Annotated in this window: 14 protein-coding genes; 5 read left to right on the top strand and 9 right to left on the bottom strand. The window is 46.0% G+C overall.

Going from position 1 to position 12,820, the window contains the following annotated elements:
* Positions 1-44 precede the first annotated feature (44 nt).
* A complete protein-coding gene (locus tag MKY82_RS13730) occupies positions 45-1,010 on the bottom strand; it encodes a hypothetical protein (protein ID WP_339296309.1) in 966 nt (321 codons plus the stop codon).
* Positions 971-1,531 carry an RNA polymerase sigma factor gene (locus MKY82_RS13725; protein ID WP_339296308.1) on the bottom strand — a complete coding sequence of 187 codons (561 nt, stop codon included), beginning with the start codon at positions 1,529-1,531 and terminating at the stop codon, positions 971-973. The genes MKY82_RS13730 and MKY82_RS13725 overlap by 40 nt, the downstream gene beginning before the upstream one ends.
* Positions 1,532-1,886: 355 nt before the next feature.
* Between MKY82_RS13725 and MKY82_RS13720 the strand changes: the two genes are divergently transcribed.
* The gene (locus MKY82_RS13720; protein ID WP_220685583.1) at positions 1,887-2,324 is read left to right on the top strand and encodes an SgcJ/EcaC family oxidoreductase; all 438 of its coding nucleotides are present in this window, start codon (positions 1,887-1,889) and stop codon (positions 2,322-2,324) included.
* A gap of 124 nt (positions 2,325-2,448) precedes the next feature.
* Here the strand turns inward: MKY82_RS13720 and MKY82_RS13715 are convergent, their stop codons facing one another.
* The 4 genes from MKY82_RS13715 to MKY82_RS13700 all read right to left on the bottom strand — a co-directional run bounded on the left by MKY82_RS13715 (position 2,449) and on the right by MKY82_RS13700 (position 5,790).
* Positions 2,449-2,985, bottom strand: coding sequence for a GNAT family N-acetyltransferase (locus MKY82_RS13715; protein ID WP_339296307.1), 537 nt, complete (start codon positions 2,983-2,985; stop codon positions 2,449-2,451).
* Positions 2,986-3,000: 15 nt separating this feature from the next.
* On the bottom strand, positions 3,001-3,984 hold the full coding sequence (locus MKY82_RS13710) for a phosphotransferase (RefSeq protein ID WP_339296306.1): 984 nt from the start codon (positions 3,982-3,984) through the stop codon (positions 3,001-3,003).
* Positions 3,985-4,158: 174 nt separating this feature from the next.
* Entirely contained in the window at positions 4,159-4,752 is a 594-nt protein-coding gene (locus MKY82_RS13705; RefSeq protein WP_220685586.1) for a DJ-1/PfpI family protein, read from the bottom strand.
* Positions 4,753-4,935: 183 nt separating this feature from the next.
* Positions 4,936-5,790 carry a manganese catalase family protein gene (locus tag MKY82_RS13700; protein ID WP_071224205.1) on the bottom strand — a complete coding sequence of 285 codons (855 nt, stop codon included), beginning with the start codon at positions 5,788-5,790 and terminating at the stop codon, positions 4,936-4,938.
* A gap of 187 nt (positions 5,791-5,977) precedes the next feature.
* Between MKY82_RS13700 and MKY82_RS13695 the strand changes: the two genes are divergently transcribed.
* Positions 5,978-6,490, top strand: a complete 513-nt coding sequence (locus MKY82_RS13695; protein WP_071224207.1) for a DUF3231 family protein — start codon at positions 5,978-5,980, stop codon at positions 6,488-6,490.
* 92 nt (positions 6,491-6,582) lie between these two features.
* On the opposite strand, the gene MKY82_RS13690 is transcribed toward MKY82_RS13695, so the two are convergent.
* Both MKY82_RS13690 and MKY82_RS13685 read right to left on the bottom strand, forming a co-directional pair.
* Positions 6,583-6,933, bottom strand: coding sequence for a DUF2512 family protein (locus MKY82_RS13690; protein WP_194542268.1), 351 nt, complete (start codon positions 6,931-6,933; stop codon positions 6,583-6,585).
* Between the two features lie 45 nt (positions 6,934-6,978).
* Positions 6,979-8,001: a DMT family transporter gene (locus MKY82_RS13685; RefSeq protein WP_339296305.1), complete on the bottom strand. Its 1,023-nt coding sequence runs from the start codon at positions 7,999-8,001 to the stop codon at positions 6,979-6,981.
* A 131-nt stretch (positions 8,002-8,132) separates the two neighbouring features.
* Here MKY82_RS13685 and MKY82_RS13680 point away from each other — a divergent pair, with 131 nt between their 5' ends.
* Complete coding sequence (locus tag MKY82_RS13680) at positions 8,133-9,530, top strand: PLP-dependent aminotransferase family protein (protein WP_339296304.1); 1,398 nt, start codon at positions 8,133-8,135, stop codon at positions 9,528-9,530.
* 67 nt (positions 9,531-9,597) lie between these two features.
* Here MKY82_RS13680 and MKY82_RS13675 read toward each other — a convergent pair whose 3' ends face one another.
* The gene (locus MKY82_RS13675; protein WP_339223506.1) at positions 9,598-10,257 is read right to left on the bottom strand and encodes an NAD(P)H-dependent oxidoreductase; all 660 of its coding nucleotides are present in this window, start codon (positions 10,255-10,257) and stop codon (positions 9,598-9,600) included.
* 140 nt (positions 10,258-10,397) lie between these two features.
* Here MKY82_RS13675 and MKY82_RS13670 point away from each other — a divergent pair, with 140 nt between their 5' ends.
* Both MKY82_RS13670 and MKY82_RS13665 read left to right on the top strand, forming a co-directional pair.
* Complete coding sequence (locus MKY82_RS13670; protein WP_339296303.1) at positions 10,398-11,732, top strand: spore germination protein; 1,335 nt, start codon at positions 10,398-10,400, stop codon at positions 11,730-11,732.
* Entirely contained in the window at positions 11,725-12,819 is a 1,095-nt protein-coding gene (locus MKY82_RS13665) for a GerAB/ArcD/ProY family transporter (protein ID WP_339296302.1), read from the top strand. The genes MKY82_RS13670 and MKY82_RS13665 overlap by 8 nt, the downstream gene beginning before the upstream one ends.
* Position 12,820 lies beyond the last annotated feature (1 nt).

The raw sequence follows: 12,820 nt of genomic DNA, 5'->3' as shown, positions 1-12,820 counted from the left end.
CCGACAACAAAAGGGACATTTTGTAAAAAATAATGGAAAAGCGTTTATTCCGAAACAAGACCGGCTGCAATCTTCGCAAACTCATCCTTGGATAGCGGATCCTTTGGATCATCCGTAATTATATATAGCACCTCTTCACTGTCGCTTAACCAAGTCAAGCTGCGCGTTTCATTTGTCTGATCGGCAGAAAAAATCATTTCTTTCCCATTTACCGTCAGTTTTACGGCTTGATTTGTGAGCACTCCAGCTTTTGGGCCCTTCTCTCGTGCAAAAGCTAAAATCCTGATCCGATTATCGCCTTTACGATATTCCATTCCTGTAGAGGCAATCTTGAACCAAGGAACAATTTTATAGTACAGTCCCTGTTCTTCATCCGACTTCTCCGCCTGCTCTTTAAGTTCATTTAGAAGACTTTCGTACCCCGGTGTTCCCCACACGGGTTCGTTTCTAATTTGAATCCGTCCAAAATCAAATCGATACCCTTCGGGTACATAATCAGGTTTCCGAAGTAGGGGCGCATCCTTCTCCTCAATTTCTTTTGCGAGTTCTTGATAATTCGGATGCTTTGTCGCCATATAAAAATAGTTCAGTGGATATTTTTTGGTAGATGAAGTCAGATGCTGATCCTTGATATAATATACAGCCTGTTCTCCGGGCTTTAACCTCTTGCTCAGCTCTTCTTCCGTCTCTTTTTTACGTTTGGAATTATATTCCGACTCGGAGTATTTCCATGGCTTTATGGTAGACAGAATGACTTTGCCTTCCTTGTTCTTGATCTGAATCAGGTATTGGCTTGCATAAACGCTAATAGACGAAAGAATCAAAATCGCAGTAAGCATCGCAATAATCAAGGTTTTCTTACGATTTCCGGCATTTCTTCCTTGTTTCTTCTGGTGAATTTGACGCACCCTGTGCATGATGGCGGGGGTCACGTCCACCTCTTCTTCCACGGAGTGCAGTTCCATGCCTCTCAGAATTCGATCTTGCTCCGGCTGTCCCGAATCTCGCATAACTCCGTCCCCTCCTTCTCCTGAATCAGCTTGATGACTTTCTGTTTCATCCGAGCATACTTTTTCTTCACTGCACTGAGATTCTTATCCAGAATCTGCGCAATCTCCGTGAATGGCTTATCTTCGAACACCCGCAGCACGAGCAGATTTCGCTCTTCAACCGAAAGCTTGGTCATGGCATATTCCAGCGGTTCGCTGAACCACCTGCGCTCCAGCATCTGCTCCACGCTATCAGCATAACCTGCCGGTTTGATGAGTCGGTTCACCCGCATACGAACTTGTCTCTTGCGAAGCAGATTAAGACAATGATGATAGGCAATCTTGTATAACCATGATGTGAATGATACCTTCGCTTGATAGGTATGAAGCTTGGTGAACGCCTTGATGAAGATATCCTGGACGGCATCCTGCGCGTCCAACTTGCAGCCGAGCATCCGGCAGCAATATATGTAGATCTGTTTTTTGTACGTATCGACGATAGGCTCGAAACAATCCACCTCACCGGCCTTAACGCGCCTCACGCACTCCTCTAACGAATCCAATTCGAAGACGCACCTCCGCGTAAATCTTATTTACGTTTGTATAACACCTCTTCTGCCAAAAAAGGGACACCTGTAACATAAATAAAAAAACAACCCATACCCCAAGTATGAATTGTTTTGATGTAATGTCGATCTTTTCTTGTATCAGTAACGAGGTCTTCGAACGTCTGGATGATCCCCTTCTCGCTTATATACCTGAAGGCATATGCTCCTGCCATAAAATATATTTTTAATTATATATCTTATCATCTAAGATGAAATCACAGAAATCAATGGTTAAGGCCGAAGAGGTATCGGCCCATAATGCAGTAAAAATAAAAGGAGGTTATTCGCAATGTCCAACATCCAGGAAAATCACAAGGTATTAGAGGAGCAGGAAGGTCGCTTCATTAGACAAACGATTGCCGATATGGAATCGGCATTTAATCAACATGATGCCGATGCCTTGGATCGTCACTTTACCCAAGACTCCACCTGGGTCAATGTGATGGGGGAGATGCTCTCAGGCTGGGAGCAAATAAATAACGCACATAAAGTTGTTTTAAAAGGGCCGCTTCTTCATTCATACGCAAAGTATTTCGTTGAGAAACTTGTATTCTTACGCCAGGATGTGGCCATCGCGCATATACGACAGTATCCGGCTACATCGAAGGGGGAACTCATTGAAGACGGGCAAGGTAGCTTGGCAATCTATGTGATGGTCAAGGATCAAGACACATGGCTCCTTGCTGCGGGTCAGAATACTTTAATCCAGTCGCACCGTAAAGGATAACCACAATAAAAGTGAGTCTATCATCCATGCAGCTTAAACAACATTTCCCATATTAAAACCCAGATTCTCGATCATAGGATCGGGGACCTGGGCATCATCCATTTTTAAATATCGGCTTAAACGGCTATGCCGGCGTTGAGTTAAACTGAAAGATCAGCTTCTCATTATCGTCCCTCGTCGCAACAAATTCTTTTACGCATGATTGCGGCACATAGATTTGCAGTGTCTTCCTCCAGAATGCCTGCGCCCGCTTATTGCTATCGGTGGCGTTCGTTTGGATCTCCCAGCTGCCGGGATGCTTGTCGAAGACTTGCACCGCCGCGGCTTCTGCAACATGTTTACCACGGAAAGGTTTCATAACAAAATACTCATTCATATAATAATCACTGCCATATGTGTATGGCGGGGTTGCTACCAGAGCAAATCCAGCCGGGATGCCATCCACTCGGATCAGGTATGGAAACAAAATCGAAGGCTTCTCCCACCATACATCAAAAACTTGATTCTGGTCATTCAAGGTTCTTGTGTCATCATCCTCATAGATGCCATATCGATTCGGCTTCCATCCCCATATCCCCGATAAATCATGCAAATACAGCGGATATATATTATTAATGATAAATTTGGTGGAAGAATCGGTTAACTCCACGGTAACTTTCATATGCTCTCCTCCGTTCTAGACATAACCCAAACTCTTGAAATACTGCATTTTGCTATCTATAAAACCTTCATCATAGTCGGCAATGCCTGCAAACTCCGAATCTTGAAAACATAATCCAAAGAGCCAAAGCTGCCGAATGGCAACAAAAACAGGGACAGCGGCTAGATCATTTTCGCCGAGGGATCTGACACTGCCATATCCTCTCAAAAAGGCGTCCCATAATCCTTCCACTTCCTTCGGGTCATGCCCGCTATGTATCTCCCTGGCCAGTCTAAACTCGGCAAGATCGTAAGCTCTCCAGCCGTAACCGCATAAATCAAAATCGTAATGGGTCAGCTCTCTACCCTTCGCAAATGCGGCATTCGTGTTGCCATGCAGATCTCCGTGGCATACGCCCCAATCTAAACCTCTAATCTCGAGTTCCGAGATTCGTTTCTTTAGTTCCGCTGCCCATTCACCTAGGTAGTTGTAATCCATCAACCGATGCTCCATATAGGGTCTGATGATGGATAAAGGTCGATCAATAAGAAACTCCATATTCAGCTGTTCCCTTGCATGAACACATTCAAAATGATCCGCCACCTTATGCATATGGCCAACGGATTCGCCGAATCGGTAACTGTCCGCAATGGCGTGAATCGGCCTTTCGTGCCCTTCCGCATATTGAAATAGGACCCCGTACCGAGTTCCCTCCATGACGTTAAACCCTCTAAGGTATTCGCCGTCTTTTCCCGGAATCGGCTCTGACACGCTGATCCCTTTCGCACCGAGAAACTGCAGAAATTCCAATTCAAACTCGATATCAGACCGGCTTCTTCGATCAGCTCTGTAGATACGAAATATATATTTATCAACATCCGTTTCTACTTCGTACGTATCGTTCATGCCCCGCAGAAAATACTGAATTTTCACAACGCTACCGATCTCATAATGATGTTGGATATGTAACCCTACCGCTTGCTTGGATAGAAGCGAGTAGGTGACAGGAAATAAACTCAAATCATATCCCTCCTTGCACTCAAGGGTATCATCCTCAACCAACGCTTACATATAGGCTGTATGATTATAATTATTTTTTATATAAACCGCGGTACGTCGTCATCACAAAAAAAAAAGCAATAAGCTCTGTCTTCTTCCGACAGGCTTACTGCTTAAAATCCATTTCGTCTCTAATCATGATTTCTTTGTAAATCCCATAAGCTCTTTCACATGCATTGTATTTTCCAAGGATGTCAGCTTTTCCAGTAAAGTGAATGCCACTTCAAAAGCCGTTGCCGGGTTGCATGAGGTGATCAGGTTTCCATCCACAACGATCTGCTCATCCACGACATGGGCACCGAATTCCCGCAGCTGCGATTTTCGGATGCTGGTCGGGTGATCATACGTCGTGGCTTTTCGTCCCTCCAGCACGCCGGCTTTGCCAAGCGTAAGAGCTGCAACGCAGATTGTGGCAATCCACTTGCCCTGCTCATGAAATTCCCGAATGATCTTGGAGAACCTGGAGTCGTATCCATCGTTATAAAAGCCCGCTTCCTCGAACCCGCCAGGAATCGCCAGAGCATCGTAATCCTCCACCTTCACCGAGTCCAGCGTGACCTCGGGAATGACGGTAAAATTCCACGTGCATTTCAATCTGTCATGCAGTCCCGCGGTCACGACCTGGGTTGTCCCGTCTCCCTCCAGGTTGTTCCACCCCAGTACATCCGTAAATACACTCGCTTCCACAGCTTCAAATCCATCCGCCAACAGCAAAAGCACTTTTTTCAAAAGCCATCCTCCCCCGTCCTTGTCACTCTATATGATCTTAAAGATATCCCGATCTTTCGGATTGTGTTCTATCTTACTATACTTATCTCTAAATTCAAAAGATAAATAAATAAAAACAAACAAAAAAAGCAGTCCGATGACTGCCTCTTTTGGTTCAATAGCCTGCATATCCAAACAGATGAATTACTGATTTAAATCGTATAACCCAGGTGCATGCTCGTTGGCCAGCTCAGGCATCACAGGTAACGGGAACCCCTCCGGAGGTTGAACCACTTGCAGTTCCCCGCCATTTCTGCTTGGGGTTTGACCGCTAAAGATTTCACCGATTCGTGTATCATCCAGCCTGAAGTTGAATTGTGCGTTATGGAAGCCCATATCTACGTATTTTTGACACTCCGGATATTTATGGATGTCATAATTCGGAACGGGGAATATTTTACCCCATTCAACGCCCAGCGTCTCCAGCGCTTTGGCAAACGCATTTTGATGCGCGTTATCCCGTACAATCAGGAAAGCCAACGTTTCACGGAAGGTTTTGTTTGTGCTCATCTCATAGATTCGCGTTTTTTGGAGCACTCCCGTTGATTCGAGCACGACATTATCAAGTAAATTACTAACCAAATTTCCGTGATCGTACACGTAATTACCCTGCCATGGGTTTCCTGCGGCATCAACAGGCAAAGAACTTTGGGCCCCCATAATGAAGTGATGCGGATTCGCATGCTTAATCGCTTCATTCAGCGGAGCACCGTCCGTTCCGGCATTACCTGCGCCTTCTGCGCCCGCGCCTGTCAGCAGCTGGTTTATTGTATGTTGAACCAACTCGACATGGCTTATCTCCTCCAAGAAAACGCCACGGATCAAGTCACGGTATTGAGTTGCGTTCCCTCTGAAATTATTGCTTTGGAAAAAGAACTGCATCAACGTCCGCATTTCGCCGAATCGGCCGCCTAACGTTTCCTGCAGCACTTTTGCAGCTGCTGGATCGGGTTTATCCGGAACGATCAGATTGATCAGATCCTCTTTGTAAAAATACATGTAACGTCCTCCCGCTTCCTCAATATTGTCACGAATCCAGTTTGCGCTAATGTCCCATTTCCCATGCATCCGCACCTTCAGACAATGATTTCCTCGAAAAATGCCTGTACCTACTTCGAAAGAATTAAAAGATACTCTCCTGCACATAATGACTCTGTTTGTATTAAACACAAAAGGAGAGAACAACTTGGGAATTCTAAGCGGCAATCCTAAAAATGAGCCTATGCATTATGGTGAAATCTTCAGTGTATGGGAAACGTCCATGATGGCAAAAGGCATGGTTTCCTGCTACGAGGCTTATATGAGTCACGCAGGCGATAAAGATCTCAAAAAAATGCTAAAAGATCTGCTGGATCAAGCAAAACTTGAGATTAAAGAATGTGATGAACTGCTTACAGATAACGGAATCGCCCCTGCACCGGGACTTCCCGAAAGACCCCCGGCCAAACTTGAGGATATTCCAGTAGGTGCAAGATTCACAGATCCTGAAATTGCAGCCAAAATCGCTGCTGATACATCACTCGGACTCGTATCATGCAGTAAAACCATGGGGATGTCCATCCGGGAGGATATTGGAGCCTTATTCGCTAAATATCATCTCACCAAGACGGCGCTGGGTGTGCGGATCCTCCAGATGAATAAGGAAAAAGGCTGGCTCATTCCTCCTCCTCTTCAAATCAAGAGACCTGAAGAAAAATAGCCCAAAGCACAAAAACACGCTGATCTCCGATGAGGTCAGCGTGTTTTTTCTTTGTTTAAAATTTGTTAATCACAGATTGGCCTTGCCGAAACTCAAGCCCGTTGTTTTTGAACAGGCTCGTGGTCCCGAAGGAGCCACATGTGGTAGAAATATTCAAAGATACCGGCTAACACCGTAATCAGCAAGATCTCCGGTAAGGTCAAGGTCCAGTTCGCCGATTCGCTGATAATCCACAGCATGACGAATACCAGTCCCGCATCTCCAATGGTAGCCATCATGTTATTCGTCCTCGGCAAAATTAAAAGATCACCCACCAGATAAGCAACAATCCCGATACCCAAAGCAGCAATAACCGCTGATGCAAACGTAGCATTCGATAGACCGACTAGGATTGCCGTAATCATAACACCATGCACCAGAAGCTTAACTAGTAATTTCTCCATTCGGATCACTCTCCTTATCCTTAATGTTATCCCTCTTATCATTTATTACCCAATTTTATCTGTTCTACGTTTCCCTCCGTCTGGATCCATGCGTTCATTTCGAACTCCAGATATCATTCCATGGTCAGAGACAGGCTGCATGGACAATTTACCGGTTTGTGCTTGATTTCTCCCAATCAGAATCATACCTATAATGACCAGGAGTCCCCCGCACCACTGCTCCCAGCCGGCCGATTCCTTTAATAGGATGACCGAGAGCATTAAAGCGGTGAATGGCATCATCCCCGAAAAAGCTGCGGCCGTTGAAGCCTGGCACCGCTTGATGCCGGCATACCAACAAATAAAAGCCAGCGCCGTTACAATAGGTCCATACCATACCAGAGCCAACCACTCCTTTAGCCCGATCGCTGATAGTGAAGCTGCGGGGTTCTCAAACCATGAAGGAACCAGGCAGAGCATGAGGGCAAGTGCAGAGACCAATGTCGTTTGGACTATAGGATGAATATTCTCATCGTATGTCTTGTTTTGCTTGACTGAACTGATCCGAGACAGGATGTTAAAGTAAGATTCACTCGCTGCTGCGCAGAGGACTAGCGCGTTACCCCATATATGATGAAGGGAAAATGAAACATCCGATGAAAATAACCCCTGGATCACGATAACGCCTCCCACCGTACTTAGAACACCTACTAGCTTGGTGCGGTTCATCGATTCTTTCAGCAGCATGCCGGCCAGAATAACGGTAAAGGCAGGCGTGGCACCCGTTAAGATTCCGGCTTCAGCAGAACTTGTATGTTGTAGGCCGTACAGTAAAAACATCCGAAACAGAAACATTCCAAATAACGCCTGGAAGAATAGAATCCTCCACTCTCTTATCGATAAACGACGGACCGTCTTCATCAGGTTCCTCAGGCACAGCGGCAGCAAACACAGAAGCGCAAAGAACAAGCTGACTGCGGTAATGGTGAAAACCCCTAATCTTTCGTTCAAAAACCAACCGGTAATAACCGAAGTGCCCGCAAGTGAAAATGCGCCCAACAGATACAACATCCCTTTCCAACGCTCCAAACAATCACATCCCCCAACCATCCTAGGACTAATAGACATTGATATATGCTACAATCATAGAGTGTGAACTGGTATGGAAAAAGTGCCAGTTAAACTAGAATTTATACAGACCAGTTGGAGGTCATGCCCTAATGTGGGGAATTGAACTGATACGGAGCAGCGAAATTCCGCTGAAACGCCAGATTTATCTTGCCGTCCGGGACCAGATTATTAACGGGAAACTCAAGGAAGGCGAAGCACTGCCATCTACTCGTGTTTTGGCCAATGTGCTGCATGTTTCACGAAACACCGTAAATGAAGCTATTGAGATGCTGCTCGTCGAAGGCTTTGTCGTAAGCCGCCAGGGAGCACCGACCCGGATTGCCGAAGGTTTGTCTCTGGAGGTGCCTCCAGTCGAAGAACCGCCGAAGCGAGTAGAGAGTCCCCTATCTTTTTTAGTTGATTTCCGGACGGGCCAGCCGGAATTAAGGCAATTTCCACGGTATCTGTGGCAGCAGATCTCGCAGAAAACTTTAAGCGAGATGCCTCATGATCTGCTAGGTTATACGGGCCCCCAAGGTTTGCCGCGACTGCGCATGGAAATCGTTTCATGGCTTTACAGGAGCAAAGGGCTCTCCGTAGATCCTGAAGACGTCTTTATAACGGCAGGAGCTACCCATGCACTGCACGTCATTGCTGACTTGTTGTATGAGGATGGAATGGAAATTATGGTTGAAGACCCCTGCAACATCGAGATGCTGCAGACATTTATTAATAAGGGCTACAACGTCCAGCCTATTTCAGTGGATGAACATGGAATACAGCCAGACAAGCTGAAAGGAAAATCATCTTCACCCGTCTATATCACGCCTTCGCATCAATTTCCTCTAGGCGGAATCCTGCCCGCTGACCGACGTGCCGCGTTAATCCGTTTCGCACGAGAGAACCAAAGCTATATTATCGAGGATGATTATGACAGCGAATTCCGGTATTATGGTGATCCGGTATCGCCGTTATATGCCATGGACTCAGAGCGGGTAATCTATATCGGTACTTTTAGTAAAGTACTCTTTCCTGCTCTTCGAATTGGTTATGCAATACTTCCACCTAAGCTTCAGCAACGCTGGCGTTTTCTCCGCACTTATACGGATGTCCAGAATCCGCCGTTTGAGCAAGCAGCACTGGCTGAGTTTTTACATACTCGAAAATTCGACAGACATATTAGGAAAATGCGGAGGTTATATGGTGAGCGTAGAGAGGTGCTTCTATCATCACTTAAAGAGTGTTTCGGGGAGGCCTGGCACCCCTGGGGAGATGCGGCAGGACTGCATCTTGCCGTTGAGTTTCCCGGAATTCATTTTGATGAGTCGTTCAGTGAAAAAAGCCGGTTAAACAGAATACGCATTACGCCTGTGGAGCATCACAGTATTCAGAAGGGCATGCATGTAAACAAGCTGCTTTTGGGTTACGGTCATCTGAACCCTGATGAGATCCGCAAAAACATGGCGTCATTGCTCACCTATTTGAAGGAGCAGGGCCACTATGAATGAACGAAGGAAAGGCTGCCGGGTTGGCAGCCTTGTTTAATTGATATACAGAGCAGAACTCTATCTTCCCTTACTTACTGGATGTCTCAATTTTCTTACCTGCAAGACGTTTCGCAGCTTCTTCGGCTTCCTTATAAGCCTGTTCTAGAATTTGATCCCTATCGAAAAATGCATTTCCTTGAGCCCGGATGATCTGATAATCCATAACCCCCATAAAGTTAAACATGGATTTTAGGTATTTATGCGAATATTCCACCTCGGTATACCAATCATTATTTGTATAAATGGCGTCACTCGCCTGAATGACCAGCAGACTGCGGCCATCGGTTAGCAAACCTTCCGAACCCTTCTCCGTATATTGGAACGTCTCTCGTGCAATGAGGATGTTATCGATATAATCCTTAAGCTTCGAAGGAACGTTGAAATTGTGCATCGGCAAGACGATGACATATTTCCGTGCCGCCTTAAATTGCTGTAGAATGGCGGACGTGCGGACCGTTAGCTGTTGTTCCTCTTCGCTAAGCAGCTCCCCTCTTCCCTGTTTGCTCCGTAGCTCTAGAATCATATGATCTATGGCAGGTATAGAATCACGGTATAAATCGATTTGTTCTATTGCTTCTCCTGGGCTCCATTTCGTGTACGCCTCCAAAAAATGCTGAAGCACCTGCAGGCTGACCGATGTCGCTGACTCCACCCTCGGATGTGCGTTGATGATGAGCATGTTCTCCATCGTATATCTCTCCTTTTTCGTCTATTTCATAATGTAGACAAATAAGGCACGCCAAGTGTGACATCAATTAAGCTTTTTTGCATAAATCAATGGCTGTAATGGAAATGATATCTAATATACCGGCGCGTGGGAGTGAATATATGGATCTCAAAGAAAGCCTTGCTGAGTATTTCAAAGCGAATGCTGATTATTTCAATGTAGAAATTCGATTGCAGCAGTATCAAGTTCAAGTGTTTGGTTTAGATTCGTTAGTTGATCTGCCCCAGAGTATCGCATCCCTTCAAACTCAAACCTCAAATCTGGTCAAAACCTCCCTGCCGCCCGCTAAGCTTCTTAAAATTTTGGGCGAGCTTGTAGAACCTAATCTGGCATCGATTGTACCTGACATCATGAAGGGCCACCTGATCCTGCTGGAGCCTCTGTCAGGGACATGCTGTGCCGTTCTTCCGATATCGAAAAATGTCACCCGATCCGTCGCTGCGCCTGAAACGGAAAGTACGGTATACGGCTCCAGCAGCTCTTTTCTGGAGGATATCCATACGAATATCGGCATCCTTCGAAAACACTGCACCGGATCCAGCCTTCAGGTAGAATCGTACACGGCAGGGTCAAGTCACCCCAAGTCGTTATTGCTAATCTATCAGGAGGACAGGATCAACCCCCAGTTACTGCAATCCATTCAAGCGAAGATCAGAGCAGGATTACACCAGGATGTTCAACATATCCAACAGCTTGAGAACATGCTGGGATTAAACAAGTGGTCGTTTGTAACCAACTTCAACATGACGGAATTACCGCAAAATGCAGCTCACGCCCTTCAACAAGGTAAAGTGGTATTTATGATTGACCGTCATCCTTTTGCAATCATTTTACCCAGTCTCGTCATGGATATGTTCTGCATGAAGGACGATCATAATTACCCTCGCACCTTCATGTACCTTATCCGTCTTTTGCGAATTGTGGGCGTCTTGATCGCAACGATTATTCCTGGGTTATATGTGGCCTTAGTGTCCGTTAACCCTGAAGTACTGCGGCTTCAGCTGGCCTTGTCGATTGCTAACAGCCGGCAGGACGTACCTTATCCCGCCTTTGTCGAAACGCTGCTGCTCCTCATCGTTCTAGAGCTCATTCTTGAAGCAAGTGTTCGACTTCCAAAAAGCGTGGGACCCACGATTACGATGGTTGGCGGTATTATACTGGGCCAGGCAGCCGTGTCCGCTAAACTTGTCAGCAACCTTCTGATTATCGTGCTGGCGGGTACCACGATTGCTTCTTCTACTGTAGTGGGGTTTCAGAACGCTGTATCTGTTCGCGTGTTCAAATACCTGCTGATCATTTTATCCGCTATCTATGGGATGTTGGGGCTCCTTGCTGGAATCGTGGTCATCTGTGCCTATATGGGTCATCAAAAAAGCATGGGCATTCCTTACTTGTCATTTCCAACATTAAATCAGAAGGATGATCGCAATGGATAAGAGTGGTTATCAAGCAGCCATCGTGTATGTGGTTTGTCATATGGGTCTTATCTTTTTTCTCTATCCTTCCGATTTGTTTTCAGCCATGGACATGGGGCATTGGATCGGAATTGCCATAAGCTATGCACTGCATGCGATAGCCCTCTACATGTATGTCAAAGGACTGCAATGGGCCGCGCATCGGAATGTCGTGGATATTTTCGGGAGCGTCGGCAAATTTCTTCCGTGGCTACTCCTGCTGCCTGCCTTGCTCTACTTCGGCGTAGCCATTATCATAACGATCCGAGCTTATTCCGAGATGCTCACCTTAGTATTCTTATCGAGCACGCCGCTGTGGGCGATCCAGTTGTTACTGATATCCATTGCTTTCCTCATGGCTTGGCAAGGAATAAGCAGCATGGCCCGAACCAGTGTCCTGCTGGTTATCCTGTTCACAATCCCCATCCTTTTTGTTCTGTGCTTTAGCTTTCAAAATGTGGATTGGTATTACTTGCTGCCAATCATTGACCCTGGTCAATCGTTCCATTTTCTTGCGAAACCTGATTTTCTGGTCAGTTTATTCGTATATGCGGGCGGCTTCTTTTTCCTGGGGCTGTTACCGCCCTCTATACAGATCAGCACCAAAAAAATGATGCTAGGCTGTCTCTTGCTGTTTCCCATGTTCTTATTGTCCGTATATTTGCCGCTTCTGACCTTTGGTCACGCAACCGCCGAATTATATGAATTCCCCATGCTAATGACGATAGACACCGTGAACATTACATGGCTTTTATTTGATCGGGTCACAATCTTCTTTTTATTGAGTTTGATGGCTTTTGCATTTCTGTACCTGGGTGTGACGTTATGGGTTCTCGTCACGCTTGCGAAGCGGGCCGTCCCGTTCATTCCTCAAAACGTTCTCCTGATTGCGCTGACCATCGGATTGTTTGCCATATCCATCGCCATCCCCAACTGGGACTACCTTAAGACGCTGCAAAGGTGGATTATTCCACTGAGGCTGTATATGTTCCTGGTGATTCCGCTGATCACGTTTATCATCGGTTGGCGGCACAAGCATAAAGCGAACCGTACGACGGAGGTAACTTAAT

Origin of the sequence: Paenibacillus sp. FSL W7-1279 (genome assembly GCF_037969845.1) — a bacterium.
Taxonomy (GTDB): Bacteria; Bacillota; Bacilli; order Paenibacillales; family Paenibacillaceae; genus Paenibacillus_AQ.
The sequence above is the reverse complement of the archived record's forward strand: the minus strand, read 5'-3'. Positions and strand labels throughout refer to the sequence as shown.

What these genes read in the sequence shown, in the direction of transcription:
- MKY82_RS13730 (WP_339296309.1), bottom strand. Translation starts at nt 1,010, where the DNA reads ATGCGAGATTCGGGACAGCCGGAGCAAGATCGAATTCTGAGAGGCATG.
- MKY82_RS13720 (WP_220685583.1), top strand. Translation starts at nt 1,887, where the DNA reads ATGTCCAACATCCAGGAAAATCACAAGGTATTAGAGGAGCAGGAAGGT.
- MKY82_RS13715 (WP_339296307.1), bottom strand. Translation starts at nt 2,985, where the DNA reads ATGAAAGTTACCGTGGAGTTAACCGATTCTTCCACCAAATTTATCATT.
- MKY82_RS13700 (WP_071224205.1), bottom strand. Translation starts at nt 5,790, where the DNA reads ATGTATTTTTACAAAGAGGATCTGATCAATCTGATCGTTCCGGATAAA.
- MKY82_RS13690 (WP_194542268.1), bottom strand. Translation starts at nt 6,933, where the DNA reads ATGGAGAAATTACTAGTTAAGCTTCTGGTGCATGGTGTTATGATTACG.
- MKY82_RS13680 (WP_339296304.1), top strand. Translation starts at nt 8,133, where the DNA reads ATGTGGGGAATTGAACTGATACGGAGCAGCGAAATTCCGCTGAAACGC.
- MKY82_RS13675 (WP_339223506.1), bottom strand. Translation starts at nt 10,257, where the DNA reads ATGGAGAACATGCTCATCATCAACGCACATCCGAGGGTGGAGTCAGCG.
- MKY82_RS13670 (WP_339296303.1), top strand. Translation starts at nt 10,398, where the DNA reads ATGGATCTCAAAGAAAGCCTTGCTGAGTATTTCAAAGCGAATGCTGAT.
- MKY82_RS13665 (WP_339296302.1), top strand. Translation starts at nt 11,725, where the DNA reads ATGGATAAGAGTGGTTATCAAGCAGCCATCGTGTATGTGGTTTGTCAT.